General features: G+C 69.5%; 18 protein-coding genes. 11 read left to right on the forward strand and 7 right to left on the reverse strand.

The window, feature by feature from the left end; translation table 11 throughout:
• Positions 1–25: 25 nt before the first annotated feature.
• Positions 26–454 (reverse strand): hypothetical protein, encoded by a 429-nt coding sequence (locus tag HCX50_RS18515; protein WP_237682587.1) that lies wholly within the window; start codon positions 452–454, stop codon positions 26–28.
• Between the two features lie 77 nt (positions 455–531).
• Here HCX50_RS18515 and HCX50_RS18520 point away from each other — a divergent pair, with 77 nt between their 5' ends.
• From HCX50_RS18520 to ahcY, 5 genes are all read left to right on the forward strand, one after another.
• Positions 532–738: a DUF3499 family protein gene (locus HCX50_RS18520; protein WP_029261978.1), complete on the forward strand. Its 207-nt coding sequence runs from the start codon at positions 532–534 to the stop codon at positions 736–738.
• Between the two features lie 100 nt (positions 739–838).
• Positions 839–1,765, forward strand: coding sequence for an efflux RND transporter periplasmic adaptor subunit (locus tag HCX50_RS18525; protein WP_167635325.1), 927 nt, complete (start codon positions 839–841; stop codon positions 1,763–1,765).
• A complete protein-coding gene (locus tag HCX50_RS18530) occupies positions 1,762–2,589 on the forward strand; it encodes an ABC transporter ATP-binding protein (protein WP_337750197.1) in 828 nt (275 codons plus the stop codon). Before HCX50_RS18525 ends, HCX50_RS18530 begins: the two co-directional genes overlap by 4 nt.
• Positions 2,586–3,800, forward strand: a complete 1,215-nt coding sequence (locus tag HCX50_RS18535; RefSeq protein WP_167635326.1) for an ABC transporter permease — start codon at positions 2,586–2,588, stop codon at positions 3,798–3,800. The genes HCX50_RS18530 and HCX50_RS18535 overlap by 4 nt, the downstream gene beginning before the upstream one ends.
• A 42-nt stretch (positions 3,801–3,842) precedes the next feature.
• A complete protein-coding gene (gene ahcY / locus HCX50_RS18540) occupies positions 3,843–5,288 on the forward strand; it encodes an adenosylhomocysteinase (protein ID WP_167635327.1) in 1,446 nt (481 codons plus the stop codon).
• A 39-nt stretch (positions 5,289–5,327) separates the two neighbouring features.
• Here the strand turns inward: ahcY and HCX50_RS18545 are convergent, their stop codons facing one another.
• Positions 5,328–6,137, reverse strand: a complete 810-nt coding sequence (locus tag HCX50_RS18545) for an RDD family protein (protein WP_091033945.1) — start codon at positions 6,135–6,137, stop codon at positions 5,328–5,330.
• A 16-nt stretch (positions 6,138–6,153) separates the two neighbouring features.
• On the opposite strand from HCX50_RS18545, the gene HCX50_RS18550 reads away from it, so the two are divergent.
• The gene (locus tag HCX50_RS18550) at positions 6,154–7,146 is read left to right on the forward strand and encodes a stage II sporulation protein M (protein WP_167635328.1); all 993 of its coding nucleotides are present in this window, start codon (positions 6,154–6,156) and stop codon (positions 7,144–7,146) included.
• A gap of 27 nt (positions 7,147–7,173) precedes the next feature.
• On the opposite strand, the gene HCX50_RS18555 is transcribed toward HCX50_RS18550, so the two are convergent.
• The 5 genes from HCX50_RS18555 to HCX50_RS18575 are packed head-to-tail and all read right to left on the reverse strand — an operon-like array spanning position 7,174 to position 12,705.
• The gene (locus HCX50_RS18555; RefSeq protein WP_167635329.1) at positions 7,174–8,481 is read right to left on the reverse strand and encodes a DUF58 domain-containing protein; all 1,308 of its coding nucleotides are present in this window, start codon (positions 8,479–8,481) and stop codon (positions 7,174–7,176) included.
• Positions 8,482–9,405 (reverse strand): AAA family ATPase, encoded by a 924-nt coding sequence (locus HCX50_RS18560; RefSeq protein WP_205829398.1) that lies wholly within the window; start codon positions 9,403–9,405, stop codon positions 8,482–8,484.
• Positions 9,406–9,449: 44 nt separating this feature from the next.
• Entirely contained in the window at positions 9,450–10,655 is a 1,206-nt protein-coding gene (locus HCX50_RS18565) for a DUF4350 domain-containing protein (RefSeq protein WP_167635330.1), read from the reverse strand.
• Positions 10,652–11,293 (reverse strand): DUF4129 domain-containing protein, encoded by a 642-nt coding sequence (locus HCX50_RS18570; protein ID WP_091033933.1) that lies wholly within the window; start codon positions 11,291–11,293, stop codon positions 10,652–10,654. The genes HCX50_RS18565 and HCX50_RS18570 overlap by 4 nt, the downstream gene beginning before the upstream one ends.
• Positions 11,290–12,705, reverse strand: coding sequence for a hypothetical protein (locus HCX50_RS18575; RefSeq protein ID WP_237682588.1), 1,416 nt, complete (start codon positions 12,703–12,705; stop codon positions 11,290–11,292). The genes HCX50_RS18570 and HCX50_RS18575 overlap by 4 nt, the downstream gene beginning before the upstream one ends.
• A gap of 106 nt (positions 12,706–12,811) precedes the next feature.
• Here HCX50_RS18575 and mtrA point away from each other — a divergent pair, with 106 nt between their 5' ends.
• The 5 genes from mtrA (at position 12,812) to hpf (ending at position 18,427) form a co-directional block, all read left to right on the forward strand.
• Positions 12,812–13,492: an MtrAB system response regulator MtrA gene (gene mtrA, locus HCX50_RS18580; protein WP_029261966.1), complete on the forward strand. Its 681-nt coding sequence runs from the start codon at positions 12,812–12,814 to the stop codon at positions 13,490–13,492.
• Positions 13,493–13,499: 7 nt separating this feature from the next.
• The gene (mtrB, locus tag HCX50_RS18585) at positions 13,500–15,182 is read left to right on the forward strand and encodes an MtrAB system histidine kinase MtrB (RefSeq protein ID WP_091033930.1); all 1,683 of its coding nucleotides are present in this window, start codon (positions 13,500–13,502) and stop codon (positions 15,180–15,182) included.
• Positions 15,179–16,897 carry a GerMN domain-containing protein gene (locus HCX50_RS18590; RefSeq protein ID WP_237682589.1) on the forward strand — a complete coding sequence of 573 codons (1,719 nt, stop codon included), beginning with the start codon at positions 15,179–15,181 and terminating at the stop codon, positions 16,895–16,897. The genes mtrB and HCX50_RS18590 overlap by 4 nt, the downstream gene beginning before the upstream one ends.
• A gap of 93 nt (positions 16,898–16,990) precedes the next feature.
• Complete coding sequence (locus tag HCX50_RS18595) at positions 16,991–17,635, forward strand: ComF family protein (protein WP_167635331.1); 645 nt, start codon at positions 16,991–16,993, stop codon at positions 17,633–17,635.
• 135 nt (positions 17,636–17,770) lie between these two features.
• Complete coding sequence (gene hpf / locus HCX50_RS18600) at positions 17,771–18,427, forward strand: ribosome hibernation-promoting factor, HPF/YfiA family (protein WP_091033926.1); 657 nt, start codon at positions 17,771–17,773, stop codon at positions 18,425–18,427.
• Positions 18,428–18,523: the final 96 nt, after the last annotated feature.

Below are 18,523 nucleotides of genomic sequence, written 5' to 3' on the forward strand. Positions count from 1 at the left end.
TCCGGGGGATGGAGGAGCCGCGAGCTCAGTGCTCGTGACCGAGATCCCACGGTTCACGGCCGACGTACTCCGCAGCGGCCCGGAACACGGCGCTCTCGATCGCCATCCTGCGGTGCGCTGCATCATCGTGCCCCGGCGGCAGGAGACGCTCGATGGGCAGCCGGAACAGCACGATGCGCCGATTCTCCCGGTCGAGGTACCAGCGCGGAACCGCATCGGTCGCGTCGAATGCCGGGATGGCCCCGATCTCGAACCTGACGTCCTGCAGTTCCGGCCACGTCCCGCGCAAGAACTCGACGGCGGTGCCCACGGTCAGATCGAAACGATCGAGACGACCGTCGAGGGGCGCGAGAGGCGGGCGCACGACTTCGCTGCGACCCAGACGCCCGTGGCGGCCGTGCCGTGCACCGCGCCGTGGTGCGGCAGAGGTGTGAGTGGCGCGGCGACGGGGCATGTCGAAAGTCTAGGCGGTGCTGGCGTGTGCGGCGCGGCCTCCCCGGCTCGGATGCCTCGAACCGTACGCTGGCGGAGATGGACGGACGACTGTGCTCGAAGGTCGGCTGCGCGCGAGAAGCCGTGGCCACCCTCACCTACGACTATGGGGACAAGATGGCCGCGCTCGGTCCGCTCGGCGCCGCGAACGACCCGCAGGCGCATGACCTGTGCTCGCCGCATGCCGATCGGCTCTCGGTGCCCGCGGGCTGGCTCGTCGTGAGGCACGAGGCGCTTCGAGCCTGAGGGTCGCCCCGACACGCGGTCGCCTTCGCTATACCCGGAAATCATTTCTTGGGTACGCTGACTCCAGGCGTGCCAGGGCGGCGCTGCCGGAAAGGCACTCGTGATCGTCTGGCGTCGCTGGATCTTCCCCCTGCTTCTCGTCGTGGTCATCGGCGCGTGCGCCGCAGCACTCGTCAAGATCGCTTTCTTCCCCGACCGCGCTGAGAGCATGGTGAGCCCGGAAGCGGCGATCACCGATCCGGTCGTGGCGGTCGAGCGCGGATCCGTCGTGAACGCGCTGACCCTGACCGGCAATGTCGCGCGCGATGAGATCTTCGGGGTGCGCAGCGAGATCGACGGCACGGTCACCGCTGTCCATGTGAGCGAGGGCGCCGCGGTGTCGGCCGGCCAGAAGCTGTTCACCATCCGCCAGGAAGATCCCCGCAAGGACATCGATGTGCTCGCGTCGGAGGCCGGCGACGTGTCCGAGATCGCGCTCGTGAAGGGGCAGCCGACGTCGGTGGGCACCGAGATCTTCAGTCTCACCCCCGCGCGCTACCACCTCCTCGCGACCGTCGACCCGGTGCAGCTGTACCGCCTCGTCAACGCGCCGAGCGAGGCCACGGTCACCATCACCGGAGGACCCGCGCCGTTTGCCTGCACCGGCGTCCGCGTGCAGGTGACGGCAGAGGGCACGGCGAGCGTGCGCTGCGCCATCCCCGCCGGCCAGACCGTGTTCGCCGGGCTCCCCGCGACCATGGACCTGGCGCTCGGTCAGGTCGAGGACGCGCTCGTGATCCCGGTCACGGCAGTCCAGGGCGGCGCGGGCTCCGGCAACGTGTGGGTCGATGCGGCCGACGGCGCAGAAGCCGAGGAGCGCGCGGTGAAGCTCGGCGTGAACGACGGGACGATCGTCGAGGTCACCGAGGGGCTGGAGGAGGGCGAGAGCATCCGCCAGTTCGTGCCGGGCTTCGTCGCCCCGGTCGAGGAGTTCTGCTACGAGGTCTCGCCGGGCGTGGAGCAGTGCGACAGCGGGATGAGCTGGTGACTCTGGTCGCTCTCGAGGACGTCACCAAGAGCGTCCTCCTGGCAGACGATTCGCGGCTCGAGATCCTCCGCGGCATCACGCTCGAGGTCGGCGCCGGTGACCATGTGTCGATCGTCGGCCGCTCCGGCTCCGGCAAGTCGACGCTGCTCAACATCCTCGGGATGCTCGACTCGCCCACCTCGGGCTCGGTGTCGTTCGAGGGACGGGAGGTTCGTCGCATGCGGTCAGGGCGTCTGGACCGGCTGCGCGGCGACAACGTCGGCTTCGTCTTCCAGCAGTTCAACCTGCTGCCGGGGCGCACCGCCCTCGACAACGTGATGATGCCCCTCGGCCACGCGAAGGGGAAGGTGTTCTGGAGCCGTCGGCAGATCGCCGCGGACATGCTCGAGCGGGTGGGACTCGGGCACAGGGTCGGCCAGATCGCCGACAAGCTCTCCGGTGGTGAGCAGCAGCGTGTCGCGATAGCCAGGGCATTGGTGCGCAAACCCGTGCTGATCCTCGCGGACGAGCCGACCGGCGCGCTCGACATCGACACCGGCGCTTCCGTCATGTCGCTGCTCGACGAGGTCGCCACCGAGACGGACGCGGCACTGGTCACCATCACACACGATCTCCACGTGGCGGCCCGCGCGCGCCGGCACTACCGCCTCGACGCCGGGCGCCTGGAGACCGCGGATCTCAGCCGCGCGTTCGAGGCCTCGACGCTCGCGGCTTCCGTGCCGTCCGCTCCGGCGCCGTCCGTGCCGTCCGCTCCGGCACCTCCCGTGGCCCCCGCACCGGCGCCGCCCGTGGCCGCGGCGCCCGCATCCGAGGTCGTCTCGTGACCGGCTTCCTCGGTGCGCTCTCCGACGCGTGGGCCGAGATCCGGGTCCACAAGCTCCGTGTGCTGCTCAGCCTGATCGGCATCGCCGTGTCGGTCGGTGCGCTCACGGCGGTCGTGGCGATCTCGGAGTATCAGCGTCAGTTCCAGGCGGAGCAGTCCGACCGCTGGGGAGGGCGTGCGGCCACGATCGTCGTGGCCGCGACCACGGGCGACGGCACCCCCGTGGACGCCGACGACTTCGACGCCCGCTTCAGCCGGGTCTCGGAGCGATTCGGCTTCAGCCACACGGCACGCATCGCGCAGGGGGTGATGCTGGACGCGCAGCTGCCGGAGGGCGTCACCCCGGTACCCGCCCGCATCATGGACCCCGCCTACTCCCAGATTCACCGCGAGCAGCTTCTCGAGGGACGCTGGTTCCTCGACTCCGATCTGGAGGCCCTGGCCCCACCGGTGGTCATCACCGAGGCGCTGTGGGATCGTCTGGGACGAGTGCCGCTGACACAGCATCCGACCGTCGTGTTCGACGGTCCGGCCGGGGGCACCTATCAGGTGATCGGCATCGTCCCGCGGCAGGGGTTCGGCGACGAGGAACTGCGGGTCGACCTGCTCTACGATGCCTATCGCTCGCGCGTCGACGCCCTGCCGCCGGATGCGACGACCCAGTACGAGGTCTGGGTGGGCACGGATCAAGCCGACCAGATCGGACCGGTGCTGGCGATGGATCTGCGCGCAGGGCTGCCGGAGGGGCAGACGGTCTCGGTGAGCCGCACCGACTGGGCCGCGCAGCCGGGAAGCATGGATGTGCAGGCCACGTTCGAGATGATCACGGGCGGAATCGCGGCGCTGATCCTCGCGCTCGGCGCCCTCAGCCTGATCAACATCCAGTTGGTCGCGATGCGCCAGCGCGTGCGTGAGATCGGGGTCCGACGTGCCTTCGGGGCCAGCTCGGGGCGGGTGTTCTTCGCGGTGTTCCTGGAGAGTCTCGTCGCGACGACGGTCGCCGGGGTGATCGGCATCGCGATCGTCGTCGCGGTGCTGCGCTCGGACTGGATCGTCACCTCGATGTTCTACGGCATCCAGGACGTGCCGCCGTTCCCCATGCGGGCGGCACTCATCGGGCTCGTCGCCTCGGTGATCGTCGGCGCGGTATCGGGGTTCATCCCCGCACTCGTCGCGCTGCGGGTGAAGGTGATCGACGCGATCCGCTTCTGACGCACACTGCGGCCGGCTTCGACGGAATGGAAGAATGTGAGGATGCCTGAGCTCGAGTACCGCGTCGCCGACCTGTCCCTGGCCGAAGCCGGCCGTCACCAGCTGCGTCTCGCCGAGAACGAGATGCCGGGGCTGATGTCCCTCCGGGAGGAGTTCGGTGCGGCGCAGCCGTTGAAGGGCGCCAGGATCGCCGGCTCTCTGCACATGACCGTGCAGACGGCGGTGCTCATCGAGACGCTCGTGGCGCTCGGCGCAGAGGTGCGGTGGGCGAGCTGCAACATCTTCTCCACTCAGGACGAGGCGGCTGCCGCCGTCGTGGTCGGCCCGAGTGGCTCGGTCGAGGCCCCGGCGGGGGTGCCGGTCTTCGCCTGGAAGGGGGAGACGCTCGAGGAGTACTGGGCGTGCACCGACCGCATCTTCGACTGGTCGTCGACGGGATTCGACGGTCCGAACCTCATCCTCGACGACGGCGGCGACGCCACGCTGCTCGTGCACAAGGGCGTCGAGTTCGAGAAGGCGGGGGCGGTCCCGGCGACGACGGAATCCGACTCGCACGAGTACTCGGTCATCCTCGATCTGCTGCGCAGGTCGCTCGCGTCGTCGACCGATCGCTGGACGAAGCTCGCGGCGGGGCTCATCGGGGTGACGGAGGAGACCACCACCGGCGTGCATCGTCTCTATGAGCTCGCCGCATCCGGGGAGCTGCTCTTCCCGGCCATCAACGTCAACGACTCGGTGACCAAGAGCAAGTTCGACAACAAGTACGGCATCCGTCACTCCCTCCCGGATGGGCTGAACCGCGCGACCGACGTGCTCATGGGTGGCAAGGTCGCCTTCGTGTGCGGGTACGGCGACGTGGGCAAGGGGGCAGCCGAGGCTCTGCGCGGACAGGGCGCCAGGGTGGTCGTCAGCGAGGTCGACCCGATCTGCGCGCTGCAGGCGGCGATGGACGGGTTCCAGGTGGCGCGCCTGATCGACGTCGCGGGCGAGGTCGACATCGTGGTGACCGGCACCGGCAACCGCGATGTCGTCACGACCGAGCATCTTCTGGCGCTGAAGCACCTCGCGATCGTCGCCAACGTCGGCCATTTCGACAACGAGATCGACATGGCGGGCCTCGAAGCCATCGAGGGCGTCGAGAAGGTCGAGATCAAGCCGCAGGTGCACGAGTGGCGTCTGCCGAGCGGACGCAGCGTCCTCGTGCTCAGCGAGGGGCGCCTGATGAACCTCGGCAACGCCACGGGGCATCCGTCGTTCGTCATGAGCGCCTCGTTCACCAACCAGGTGCTCGCCCAGCTGGAGCTCTACACGAACATCGCCGCCTACCCCACGGGCGTGTACGTCCTGCCGAAGGCGCTCGACGAGAAGGTCGCACGCCTCCACCTCGACGCACTGGGTGTGCAGCTCACGACTCTCAGCGACGACCAGGCCGCCTACATCGGTGTTCCGGTGGACGGACCGTACAAGCTCGAGCACTACCGCTACTGAGCGCACACGCGGCTGAGGGTCGCGCTGCGCCGCGACGGATCAGACCCCGACGCGCCGGCCGGTGAGCCGCTCGGCTCGACGGTCGGCGTTCTCCAGCGCGCGGCGCTCGCGCTCCCGACGCAGCACCGTGATGCCGACGAGCACCTGTTCCGGTGGCGCGCTCGGCATCGGCGAGACGAAGGGTGTCGCCTCGGCGAGCAGGTCGTGCGCCACCCGCGCTCGAGCGGCGGGGACCATCCGCGGCGCGCTCACGAGGAACTGCGAGATCCGGCGCGCGAGCCGGTCGGGCATGCGCGCCACATCGGCGATCTGCGCCCAGCCGTCGAGGGCAGGGGGCAGCATCGGGACGTGCGAGGGGAGTGCGGGCGTGCGGACGCGCTGGCTGTAGGTGCCGGCGACCAGGTCGCCCAGACGCTGCGATCGCGCCGTGAAGGCACCCGTGAGCACCGCGATGCCGCCGAAGGTCATGTAGATCTCCAGGACGCCGAGAAGCGCCCTGATGAACGCGTGCCGGAACCCGGCTGCGCCGCCGTCCACGCGGACGATCCGCCCTCCCACGGCGAGCTTGCCGAGGCTGCGGCCCTTCAAGGCGACCTCCATCGTGATGGGCAGCACCACGAAGCTCACGACGATCGCCGCGACCGTGGCGATGCGGTCGGTGGCATCGCTGAGCACCCCGGCATCGAGCAGCCAGATGCGCAGGAAGAGCCAGAGGATGAACACCGCATATCCGAGGAGCATGTCGATCGCGGCACCCAGCGCGCGGAGCAGGAAGCCGACGGGCTGCACGTCGATCGCGACGGCCTCGCCGGAGAGCACCTCGTCGGAGACGTCGATCGGGACGGACATGAGTACAGTAAATCAGGTGGATGCCGATGCGCTGACCGATGCTCGCCGTGCGGAATGGGAACGGCTCGAGGAACTCAGCCGAGCCCGGCTCGACGGTGCCGGGGTGGACGAACTGATCGTGCGATACCGCGCGGCCTCTGCAGATCTCGCCGAGCTGAAGACGTCGGTCGGCGACTCCCCGCAGGGCGCCTACCTCTCCACGATCCTGGTCCGCGCCCGGCTGCGCCTCACTGGAGCATCCGACAGCATCCTGACCCAGACCGCCCGGTTCTTCCGACTGCAGCTTCCGGCCGCCCTGTACCGCTTGCGGTGGACGACGCTGATCATCGCGGTCGCCTTCATCGCCGTCGCGGTCGGCACAGCGGCGTGGATCGCGAGCGATCCTGCCCTCATCGCGACGCTCGGGCCGCCCGACCTGCTCGAACAGTACGCCGACGAGAGTTTCACCGGTTACTACACCGAGAACCCCGCTGCCGAGTTCATGGGCATGGTCTGGACGAACAATGCCTGGATCGCCATGCAGTGCGTGCTCTTCGGCGTCACGGGGATCTGGCCGGTGTACATGCTCATGCAGAACGCCATAGGCCTCGGAACGTCCGGCGCGGTGATGGCCGCGCACGACAAGGCCGACCTGATGGTGCTCTACATCCTTCCGCACGGCATGCTCGAGATGACCTGCATCTTCGTCGCAGCGGCCGCCGGTCTGCACGTGTTCTGGGCCTGGGTGGCTCCGGGGCACCGTACCCGTGGGGAAGCGCTGGCCGAAGAGGGGCGCTCACTCGCGACGGTCGCTCTCGGGCTCGTGTTCGCTCTTTTCCTCGCCGGTCTCGTCGAGGGCTTCGTCACCGGCTGGGGCTTGCCGTGGCCGATCAAGATCGGCATCGGCGCCGCTGCGCTGGGCGTGTTCCTCATCTACATGCTCGTCATCGGCGGCCGCGCGCATCGACGGGGCGAGACGGGCGACCTCGTCGAGTACGAAGCCGGGACGCCGCGCCTCATCGCCGGCTGACCGCGGACGGGTCAAGGACAGCAGTCGTCAGAGCCGGCCCGCCGCCTTCAGCTCCAGGTAGCGGTCGGCGATGCGGGGCGGAAGCTGTTCCGGGTCGGCGGCGATCGCCTCGCCACCGGCTCTGCGGATCGCATCCGCGACGTTCTCGGCGTCACGAAGCGTCCGCTCCGCCGCGGCAGCGAGATAGACCTCTTCGCGAGAACCGCGTTCGCGCGCCAGCGCAGCGATGCCGTCATCGGTGACCGATCCGACGAGCACCGTGGTCGCACGTGACGCGTTCGGGAAGGCGCCGAGGAACCCTCGAGCGGATTCGGCCGCGTCCTGCGCGGTCAGCACGACGATCAGAGAAGGCCGCGTGGTGAGCGTGCGCACGGCGGCGAAGGCACCGTGCCAGTCCGTGTCCACCAGGCGCGCGTGTACGGGCGCCATGGCGTCGCTCATCGCCGGCAGGAGTGCCGTGCCGTCCACGCCGGTGACCCGGCCACGCACCACGCGGTCGTACAGCAGCAGGTGCACGTGGTCGCCCGCGCGGGAGGCGAGCGCAGCCAGCAGCAGCGCCGCTTCGAGAGCGGCATCGACGCGGGTGCCGTCGCCCACGCGTGCGGCCGCTGTGCGACCGGTGTCGATGATGATGACCACATGCCGGTCGCGTTCGGGGCGCCAGGTGCGCAGCATCGTGGTGCCGGCGCGGGCGGTCGCGCGCCAGTCGATCGAACGCACGTCGTCGCCGCGGACATACTCCCGCAACGAGTCGAACTCGGTGCCTTGGCCGCGGACCTGGATGCTCGTGTTGCCGTCCAGCTCGCGCAGACGTGCCAGGCGCGACGGCAGGTGCTTTCGCGAGGAGAAGGCGGGAAGCACCCGGATCGCGCCCCGGACCGGATGCCGTGCCTGCCGACCGGCGAGACCGAGGGGCCCGCGCGAGCGGATCATCACGAACTCGCTCACCAGCTCACCGCGTCGGCGGGGGGTGAGGGGGATGGCGACGCGACCGCGCTCGCCCGGGGCGACCTGCAGCTGCTGTCTCTCTGCAGGAGCACCGGCCGTGGGCTGCCACGCGTCGCGGAGCACCGCGTGCAGCGCCCTGGTGCCGTGGTTGTGGACGGCGACGCTCACGGGGACCTGTTCGCCGAGGCGGGCGCGCTTCGGCACGCGGCGACTCACGGTCACCGACCGGGCGCTGGCGGCGAGAGAGACGTCCACGACCACCAGCAGGATGCACACGCCGATCCAGGCGCCCAGCACCGCGTACGCCGGGTAACCCGCGAGCCCGGCGAGGACCAGCGGGACGATGCCGACGGCGAGAGCGACGGCGAGACGACCGGTGATGAACACCTAGATCGGTACCCTGGTCTGCTGCACCACCGAGGTGAGCACCGCGTCCGCGGAGACGCCCTCCATCTGGGCGTCGGGCCGCAGCTGGAGCCGGTGCCGCCATACGGGCACCAGCATCGTCTGCACATGATCGGGGGTCACCGCGGTGGAGGCGTTCAACCACGCCCAGGCCTTGGCCGCGGCGAGGAGGCCGGTCGACGCACGAGGGCTGGCACCGAGCTCGACCGAGGGGGACTGCCTCGTCGCGCGCGCCAGATCGACGACGTAGCCGAGCACATCGTCCGTGACGTCCACCGCGGCGGCGGCCTGCTGCGCCGCCCGGATCTCGTCTGCGGAGACGACGGACTCGACGCCGGTCAGCTCACGCGGGGAGAAGCCCTCGGCATGCCGGCGGAGCACAGACACCTCGGCGTCGCGCTCCGGCATGCCGACGACCAGCTTCATCAGGAAGCGATCCAGCTGTGCTTCCGGCAGCGAGTACGTACCCTCGTGCTCGATCGGGTTCTGCGTCGCGGCGACGAGGAAGGGATCGGGCAGCGTGCGGCTGACGCCGTCGGCCGATACCTGGCGCTCTTCCATCGCCTCGAGGAGCGCGGCCTGCGTCTTCGGCGGCGTCCGGTTGATCTCGTCTGCGAGCAGGATGTTCGTGAAGACCGGGCCGGCACGGAAGTCGAACTCGCCCGTTCGTGCGTCGTACACGAGGGAACCCGTGACGTCGCCCGGCATCAGGTCCGGCGTGAACTGCACGCGTTTCGTGTCGAGCCCGAGTGCGCGGGCGAACGACCGTACCACCAGAGTCTTGGCGACGCCGGGCACTCCTTCGAGGAGCACATGGCCGCGTGCGAGCAGCGAGACGAGGAGGCCGGTGACGGTGCCGGCCTGGCCGATGACCGCCTTGTCGACCTCGGTGCGCACCCGGTGCATGGCCTGACGAAGCGCGGCGTCGTCGGTGGAGTGGTTCTCAACGGTCACGTGGTTCCCTCGGCTTCTGTGGGATGGATGGTCGGTCGGCGGGTGCTGGTCTCCACGGCCGCCTCGAGCTCGTCGAGACGCCGAGCGAGGTCGACCAGAGCGGCGTCGTCGGTGGGGAGAGGCCCCGCCAACAGTGTCTGCAGGGTTCCCCGAGGAATCCGGAGCCTGTCGGACGCGGCGTCGGCGACCTCGTCTGCGCCGGCATGCACGGCCAGGCCCAGTCGGCGGGCGAGGCGCCGCTGCGCACCGTCGCGAAGGGCCTCGGCCGCGTGTGCGGCGTCGGCGGCTCTGGCGGTGAGACGTGCGCGACCGTGCATCGTCTCGGACGCGCGCACCGTCACCGGCAACGTCTCGGCGACCAGGGGGCCGAAACGCTGCCCGCGCCAGATCGACGCGGTGACTCCGGCGAGCAGCAGCAGCAGGATCGCCGGAGTGACCCACGGCGGAGTGAGGCTCCCCAGCGTGTCGACCGACTTGCCCTCGATGTCGGAGTCGCCGAAGCTCGGGACGTACCAGACGACCCGCTCGGTCTGCCCGAGCAATGCGAGCGCGAGGGCGGCGTTGCCGTTCTCTGCCAGGTACCCGTTGCTGAAGAGCCTGGTGCCCTCCACGACGACATGGCGGTCGCCGCTGCGGTCATCGACGAGCACGGCGGCACCGTCCGCATCGCCGAAGCACCCTTCGACCTCGGCGGCGGGCGCGAAGAGCCGGTCGGCACGGATCGTGCCTACCTCGGCGAACTCCGGCGCATCGCACGCGGCTGCCACGGCCGAGCGTGTCCCCGGGGCGTTCTCGCCGATGCGGAGCGTGTTCAACAGGTGCGAGCTCGTCGAGAGGAAGACGACGCGATCCGCCGGTTCGATCAGCGTCTCCAGGGCGCCATCGGTCAGCGTGTACGGGTTCGCCATCACCAGCGTGGTTTCGCCGTCGACGGCGGCACGTGCCTCCACCCATGATCGGTGGACATCGACCTCGACCCCCTGGTCACGCAGGATCTCCGCGAGGGCGAGTGCGCCGGAGTCATCACGCCCTTCGGGATCGAGAGCTCCGTGTTCCCCCGGCGCCGTGGCGCTGACGCGGATGGTGACGAAGACGACGATCAGGACCAGGACGGCGAGGACCAGCCAGCCGACGATGGTCTTCGTCCTGCGCGGTCGGTGCTCGGCGGTCGCCGGGACACCGCTCAACTCGGTCGCCGTCATGCGGGCACCGCCTCGAGGCGACGGGTGCGGAGCCGTTCGTCGGTTGCTGAGAGGTCCTGATAGCTCTCCTCCGTCGCCGGATGCCCGAGGTAACGGACGTCATCGAACGCCACGGCCGCGCGACGCAGGGCCGAGGCCTCGTCCGAGAAGACGGCGCTGGCGTCGCGGGCTATCGACTGCGCGGTGGCACCGGGAGCAGGGTCGATCAGATCGCGCTCCAGCAGACTGCGCGCGATCGCGCGGTAGCGGAGGATCGTCGCAGTGCTCCAGTCGCCCGCACGGGCGCTGCGCTCGGAATCGGACCGGAGCTGCGCTGCCGTGCGGTCATCGGACTCGCCGAGGAGGTCTGCACGGGCACGCCGAACGGCGCGGGAGCTGCGGGGCCGGCCCCAGATGATCAGGGCAGCGATGAGAGCCGCCACGATGACGGCCGTCACGATGATGAGCGCGGACGGGCCGATGTTCGCGCCGTTGTCCGAGCTGAACAGATCGGCGAGGAAACGGCCGATGTCACGCGCGACCAGATCGAACCATGTCGGCTTCGCCTCCGCATACCGCGGGTTGGCGAGCTCATCCTCCGCCCAGCGGCGTGCCTCATCGCCGTCGGGGATGAACAGGTCGTCGAACCGGGAGATCATGCCGTGTCGTCGCTGCCGGGAGCAGCCCAGCCTCCGTCAGCGGGTCCGGGCGCGGTCGTCGGGTGCGGCGTGGGCGCGCTCGCCGCAGGGGGCGGCGGCGGAGGGAACGCCGCGGGAGCGTCCGCGACCGGCGCGGGCGCTGTCGTCGTCACGCCGTTCTGCGGCGCCGCGTACGACTGCTGCGGCGCGTACGACTGTTGCCCGTACGGCGGCGGCTGCTGCGTGTACGGCTGTCCGGGGTAGGGCTGGCCGGGGTAGGGCTGGCCGGGGTAGGGCTGGCCGGGGTAGGGCTGGGGGTAGGCATTGCCCGGTGTCATCAGCACGTGATCTGGCACCTGTCGGGGCGGAGGCGCCGAGGTGACGGCTCGCGTGGGGTCGACGATGAACGGGTCACCCAGCTCATCGTCGGTCTTCCCGAGATCCCGGTGCTCGACATACGCGATGAGGGTCTGGTCGAGTCCCTCGTAGCGCATCCGGCAGTCGAGATAGACGAGTGCCGACCCCGTGCTCTGCACGACGAGGGTGATCGCCTGGATGACGAGGAGCAGGATCTGGGGTGCGAGGAAGGCGAGGACGTAGCCGACGATGGCGCTCGGATCCTCGGCGCCCGTCGGCGCGATGACCGACCCGAGAAGGCTGCTCAGCAGCGTGGCCGGAATGCTCACCACCTGCGCGGCGACGCCCATGATGGCGCTGATGAGGAAGGTCACTCCGAACGCGACCCAGAAACGGCCCCGGGTGAGTCGCCAGGAGCGCACGAAGGCGTCGCGGAAGCGCGCGCGCTCGAGGACGAGGATCGACGGCACCAGCAGAAGCTTCGTCGTCAGCCAGACGGACAGCGGGATCGCAGCGAGTCCGAGGAGGACCACGACGAGGACGACGACCCCGATGAGCTCGACGCTTCCCCCCGCACCACCGGCGACGAACGCGGCGATGATGGTCACGACGATCGCGAGGACACCGAACACTGCGATCACCGAAAGCGACGCGAAACCGGCGAGACGCCAGAATGCCGGCACCATCCGGCGCCAGAGCATTCGCAGCGTGGCCTTGACGCCGACGGCTGCGTAACCGATCTCCGCGGCGACCACGCCCTGCATCATGGCCGTGAAGGTGATCGACGCCAGTCCGACGCCGAGGCCGGCGATCAGGTTGATCCCGATGGTCCCGGCCAGCACCGCCTCGAAGTCGGGGGAGGAGGGGGAGACGGTCTCGAGGCGCGAGAAGGTCGTGAACAGGACGACCCCCATCACGGACGCCGTGACGACGGTCGCGATGAGCTGGATCACGACGGCGAAGCCGAACAGCACCTTCGGGTTGTGTCGCAGCGCCGCGAAGGCCCTGCCCAGCAGCATCCCGAACGTCAGCGGATGAAGGGGGATGATCCCCTTCTTCGGCGCGGGCGTCCACATCTGGCCACTCAAAGGCACTCCCTCCATGGTGGCTCCATCGTGTCACACCGCACACGTGGTGCGCAGACCTGGGGTCGGCGGGACTCGGTGCCATAAGGTAACAGTTATGACCTCACGCATTCTCGTGGTCGATGATGACACAGCGCTCGCCGAGATGATCGGCATCGTGCTGCGCACCGAGGGTTTCGAGCCGGTGTTCTGCGCGGACGGTGCGCGTGCCGTCGACGAGTGGCGCTCGCAGCGGCCCGATCTCGTGCTGCTCGACCTCATGCTGCCCGGCATGGACGGGATCGAGATCTGCACCCGCATACGCGCCGAATCCGGCGTCCCCATCATCATGCTCACGGCGCGCAGCGACACCGCCGATGTCGTCCGCGGACTCGAGGTGGGCGCCGACGACTACATGGTCAAGCCCTTCAACCCGAAGGAGCTCGTGGCTCGGATCCGCACCCGTCTGCGTCCGACGCCGCAGACCACCAGCGAGCAACTTCGGGTGGGCGACCTCACCGTCGACGTCGACGCCCATGAGGTGCGCCGGGGCACGGCGCCCATCGCCCTCACGCCGCTGGAGTTCCAGCTGCTGGTCGCACTCGCCTCCAAGCCGCAGCAGGTGTTCTCCCGTGAGATGCTCCTGGAGCAGGTGTGGGGGTACCACTACAAGGCCGATACCCGTCTGGTGAACGTGCACGTGCAGCGCCTCCGCGCCAAGGTCGAGCTCGACCCGGACAACCCGAAGATCGTGATGACGGTGCGTGGCGTCGGCTACCGTGCCGGGAGCGTCGGCTAGGAGCACGATGGCCGCGACGACAGCGACCACCACGACGGTCGCTGTCCTGCGCGACTGGCGAGGCTGGCCGACGATGCTCGGCACTCTGTGGCGACGCTCGCTGCGCTTCCGCACCCTCTCGATCACGCTGCTCGCGACCTCGCTGGCGATCTTCATCACCTGCGTGACCATGGCCCTCGTGATCCAGAACGACCTCTTCATCTCGCGCAAGACCGTCGCCCTCGAAGACGCCCGTCGCGCGGTCGACCAGGCCCAGCGCATCCTCGACGTGGCCGAGGTGGGAGACGATCCCGCGGCGCTCTCGAGTCTCTGGGCCGGCATCCAGGACACGCTCGCCCGCACCTCGAGCACCGATCAGCTCGCGGGCTACAAGATCGACACGGGTGCGGACACCGCGCGACTGAACGGATTCGAGGCCGGGCTGAACGAGAGCCTGCTGAGCCCGAACCTGCGCGCACGTGTGGTCAAGCTCGACGATCGCCAGGCATGGCAGTCGGTCGCGCTTCCGGTGGAGGACGGCCCCCCGGTCCCCGGCATCGTCGTGGGGCAGCAGCTGCAGGTGCCCGAGGCCGGACCGTTCGAGATCTACTTCGCCTACGACCTCGGCGATGCCGATCAGACCCTCGTCTTCGTGCAGCGCACACTGTGGATCGCCGGGATCGGGCTCGTGGCCATCGTCGCCGCGATCTCCTGGATCGTGTTGCGGGCGGTGGCTTCCCCGATCGTGCAGGCCGCCGAGACGAGCGCTCGACTCGCTGCGGGCGAGCTCGGGGTGCGCATCGACGTGCACGGCGAGGACGAGCTCGCCGTCCTCGGTCGGTCCTTCAATGCGATGGCCGACAGCATCGAGGCGCAGATCAAGGAGCTCGGCGAGCTGTCGATGGTGCAGCAACGGTTCGTCTCCGATGTCTCGCACGAGCTTCGCACTCCGCTCACCACGATCCGGCTCGCCGCCGACATGCTCAACGACCAGCGCGAGGAGTTCGATCCCACCACCGCGCGCACCGCCGAGCTGCTGCACACCCAGGTGCAGCGGTTCGAGACGCTGCTGTCCGACCTGCTGGAGATCAGTCGGTACGACGCGGGGTCGGTGCAGCTCGAACTGGAGGCGACGAGCCTCGCGCACCTGGCGGAGGACATCATCGATCAGATGCGACCGCTCGCGGAGGGGCACGGTACGGAGCTGAGGCTGGTCGCCCCCGGCGGGTATTCGCCCGTCGACATGGACCCCCGCCGCGTGCGGCGTGTGCTGCGCAACCTGATCGGCAACGCCATCGAGCACGGCGAGGGGCGCCCGGTCGTCATCACGATCGACAGCAACCAGCATGCGGTGGCGGCGGGGGTGCGGGACTTCGGGATGGGAATGGAGCCGGACGACGCGGAACGGGTGTTCGACCGATTCTGGCGCGCTGATCCCTCCCGTCAGCGGACGATCGGAGGGACCGGACTGGGGCTGTCCATCGCGCTCGGCGACGCCACCCTGCACGGCGGTACGCTCGCCGTCTGGTCCGAACTCGGCGTCGGCACGAACTTCGTCCTCACCATCCCCCGTCACGAGGGCGTGCTGGACGGCCCGAGCCCCGTCCCGATCGAGCCGCAGGAGCCCCTCGCGGAACTCGGGGATGCGACGCAGCCGATCTCCCTGGCCGAGCCTCCCCCTGGGCTCTTCGACGAGAGCGACAGGTCATGAACCGGACGAGATGGACGAGGACGCTGCGCGGTGGCGCGGTGGCCCTCGTGGCGCTGCTGCTCACCGCCTGCGCCGGGCTTCCGACCAGCGGCGGGGTCTCGGTGGGGCTCGAACTCGGGGAGTCCACGCAGGATGTCGACTTCCTTCCCGTGGCCTCCGGACCGATCAAGGGCGCCGGTCCCGAGGAGATCGTCGAGGGTTTCCTCGAAGCGGGGATCACGACGTCCGACAACTGGGCGACGGCGCGGGAGTTCCTGGCTCCCGACCTGCAGCGCACATGGCGGCCGGCAGCGGGGGTCTCGATCGACGTCGGTACGGACACGCGCACGATCACTTCCACCGTTCCGCCGGCGGACGTCGAGAACGCGGACTCGGCCGACGTCCAGGTCCTGCTCGATCTGGTCGCCAGCGTCGACGATGCGAACACCTACTCGGAAGCACTCGGTGCCTCCACCATGCCGTTCACACTGCAGCGCATGGAGGACGGTGAATGGCGCATCACGGAAGCCCTCGACGGGATCGTGATCGACGAGCCTCGATTCGAGAACGTCTTCGAGGGGTATCCGCTCCAGTACTTCGACCTCACCTGGTCGCGTCTGGTGCCCGACATGCGGTGGTTCCCGCGGCGGCAGAGTCCGGCGACCACCGTGACCCAGGCCCTGATCGGCGATGCTCCGAGCGATTGGCTCGACCCCGCGGTGCAGAACGCCTTCCCCGCCGACGTGCAGTTGGCCCAGGATGCCGTGCTCATCACCGGGCAGGTGGCCGACGTCGCCCTCACCCGCCCTGCGGCCGCACTCGACGAGACGACGCTCTCTCGCATGCGCACGCAGTTGCAGGCCACTCTGCGGGCCGCGGGGGTCGCCGTCACCCGCGTGCAGTTCACCGTCGATGGTCGCAGCGTCGACGCGGGGGTCGTCGACGTCGTGGAGCCGTCGGCGGAGATCGGCACTCTCGTGCTGCAGAACGGTGCGTTCGGTCGGATCGTGGGGGACGAGATCTCTCCGATCGCCGGAATCAGTGCCGAGATCGCCGCGATGCCGCAGCCCATCACGTCGATCGATGTGGCCCTTGACGACTCCATCGCGGCAGTCCAGCTCGGCGACGGGCGGGTGTACCGGGTCGGCGACGGAAGCCGCAACGAGTTCGATGCGCCACCGGGACTGATCGAACCGTCCCTCGACCCGTACGGGTACACCTGGACCGTTCCCGAAGGTGACCCGGCGGCCCTACAGGCGTGGGGTAGCGATATCGCCGCGCACAAGATCGGGAATGCGTGGCCGACGGCGTCGGCGGTCTCGGACCTGCGCGTCGCCGGGGATGGCAGCCGCGTGGCGGCGGTGCTCACCGTCGGCAAGCAGCGCTGGGTCGTCGTTGCCGCTGTCATCCGCGACTCGGCGGGGCTCCCCGTGGAGCTCGGAGATGCCAAGCAGTTGGTGCAGCTCGATGAGGCGGCGACGGGTCTGGTGTGGCTGGGGCCGGACCGGCTGGGTGTGCTGGTGGATCCGGTCAGCCCTCGGCTCATCACCCAGACGGTGGGCGGCCCCGGCACATCGGAGGCCGCTCCGGGCGACGCCGTCTCGGCGGCCGGTGCGCGGACTGCTGCCGGTGTTCGCATCCTCGGTGCGGGCGGCCAGCTGTTCGCACACGCGGGGTCGGCGTGGCGCGAGGTCGCATCCGACATCTCGGTGCTCGCCACGCGCGTCGGGGAGTGACTCCTCCTGCACGCCCGGGGGGATTGATCGCTGTTGTCGACGGTAGCGGCCTCGTCGTCGGCGGGGTGCAGGGCGCGGCCCCAGAATCGTCGGATGCAGACATCTTCGCGCCTCCTCGGCGTCGGGGCGGAGCTGGCGGCGTTCCTGCTGGCGGCGACCTGCGCAGGATGCGACGAGCCGGGAACACTGCTGTGTCCGCGGTGCCGGTGCGACCTGACGCCGCGTCCGCGATCGTCGGTGACGCCGGGAGGCTTGCCGGTGCACGCCGCGCTCGAGTTCGACGGGGTCGCGGCGCGCTGCATCCGCCGCCTCAAGGGCGAGGGTGAGACGTACCTCGCGCGGCCGCTGGCTGAGGCACTCGCGACGGTGCTCTCCCCACTCGCGACCCCGATGACCTGGATCGTGCCGGTCCCCACCGCACGACGAGCGTTCCGCCGCCGCGGATATCGCGTGCCCGAACTGCTGATCCGCCGCGCACATGCCCAGCCGCAACGGATGCTCTCGCTCGTGGCCGCAGCCGTCGATCAGCGCGGCTTGGGGGCGCGCGAGCGTGAGGAGAACGTCCGCGGCACGATGCGCGCGCGGGGGCGGGGAGAGGGCGCCGAGGTCGTGATCGTCGACGACGTCGTGACCACAGGGGCGACGCTCGATGAGGCGGCCAGAGCGCTCGAAGCGGCCGGCTATCGCACCGTGGCAGCGGTCGTGCTGGCCGCCACGCCGCATCGGTCGGGATTCTGAGGAACCTCATCGAGAACGCACCGGCGACACAGGGTCGCAACCCCGTGACATCCGTCGACGGTCGGACTACGGTGGGGTGACACAAGGCGACCACGGTCCGCCCTTGGCCGGGAGGACCGGGACAAGGAGGCAGCAATGGAAACAAGCATCGTTGGCGTCGGGGTGGGTATCACCGATCGCTTCCGAACCGTTGTCGAAGAGAAGATCGCCAAGGTCCAGATGTTTGCGTCACGGGCGCAACGACTGGATGTCAAGGTCACCCACCGCGTGTATCGCAATGGGCGCATCCCGGACGAGACCGTCGAGCTGACACTGGTCGGCAAGGGACCGGTCGTCCGCGCGGAGGCGACGGACGGTGACAAGTTCGTGGCTCTCGATCTCGCCATCGACAAGATGTCCGAGCAGCTTCGTCGTGCGAAGGAGAAGCGTGTCGATGGCCGACAGCACCCGCGCGGCGCCCACTTCGAGAAGGGCACCGGATCGCTGGAGGGCATCGATGTCCAGCCGGCATCCGTGGATCTGCTCCACGCCGTCGCGACGGGCAGTGTTCCGGTGCAGCAGTCGGAGGACGAGTCCTACTCGCCCGTCGTCATCCGCACGAAGAGTTTCGACGCCGAGTGGATGACGGTGGAAGAGGCGGTCGATCGGATGGAACTGGTCGGGCACGACTTCTTCCTCTTCGTCGATGTCCGCACCGACCACCCGAGTGTCGTCTACCGGCGCAAGGGTTGGGACTACGGCGTGATCGCATTGAGCACGCAAGCGCCGCCCTCTGAGGCCCTCGCTTCCTGACGGAGTCGCAGAACGGCCCGGTCCCTCGAGGGACCGGGCCGTTCTCGCGTCTGAGGCCGCAGGTGCGGGTCGTCAGTCGAAGATGCCGTCCAGGAG

It is taken from the genome of Microbacterium sp. B19(2022) (assembly GCF_012030385.1).
Taxonomy (GTDB): domain Bacteria; phylum Actinomycetota; class Actinomycetes; order Actinomycetales; family Microbacteriaceae; genus Microbacterium; species Microbacterium oxydans_B.

Bases quoted from the DNA above. Each gene is read 5' to 3' on its own strand.
- HCX50_RS18515 (WP_237682587.1), bottom strand. From the start codon at position 454: ATGCCCCGTCGCCGCGCCACTCACACCTCTGCCGCACCACGGCGCGGT.
- HCX50_RS18520 (WP_029261978.1), top strand. From the start codon at position 532: ATGGACGGACGACTGTGCTCGAAGGTCGGCTGCGCGCGAGAAGCCGTG.
- ahcY (WP_167635327.1), top strand. From the start codon at position 3,843: ATGCCTGAGCTCGAGTACCGCGTCGCCGACCTGTCCCTGGCCGAAGCC.
- HCX50_RS18545 (WP_091033945.1), bottom strand. From the start codon at position 6,137: ATGTCCGTCCCGATCGACGTCTCCGACGAGGTGCTCTCCGGCGAGGCC.
- HCX50_RS18560 (WP_205829398.1), bottom strand. From the start codon at position 9,405: ATGCACCGGGTGCGCACCGAGGTCGACAAGGCGGTCATCGGCCAGGCC.
- HCX50_RS18565 (WP_167635330.1), bottom strand. From the start codon at position 10,655: ATGACGGCGACCGAGTTGAGCGGTGTCCCGGCGACCGCCGAGCACCGA.
- HCX50_RS18570 (WP_091033933.1), bottom strand. From the start codon at position 11,293: ATGATCTCCCGGTTCGACGACCTGTTCATCCCCGACGGCGATGAGGCA.
- HCX50_RS18575 (WP_237682588.1), bottom strand. From the start codon at position 12,705: ATGTGGACGCCCGCGCCGAAGAAGGGGATCATCCCCCTTCATCCGCTG.
- mtrA (WP_029261966.1), top strand. From the start codon at position 12,812: ATGACCTCACGCATTCTCGTGGTCGATGATGACACAGCGCTCGCCGAG.
- mtrB (WP_091033930.1), top strand. From the start codon at position 13,500: ATGGCCGCGACGACAGCGACCACCACGACGGTCGCTGTCCTGCGCGAC.
- HCX50_RS18590 (WP_237682589.1), top strand. From the start codon at position 15,179: ATGAACCGGACGAGATGGACGAGGACGCTGCGCGGTGGCGCGGTGGCC.
- HCX50_RS18595 (WP_167635331.1), top strand. From the start codon at position 16,991: ATGCAGACATCTTCGCGCCTCCTCGGCGTCGGGGCGGAGCTGGCGGCG.
- hpf (WP_091033926.1), top strand. From the start codon at position 17,771: ATGGAAACAAGCATCGTTGGCGTCGGGGTGGGTATCACCGATCGCTTC.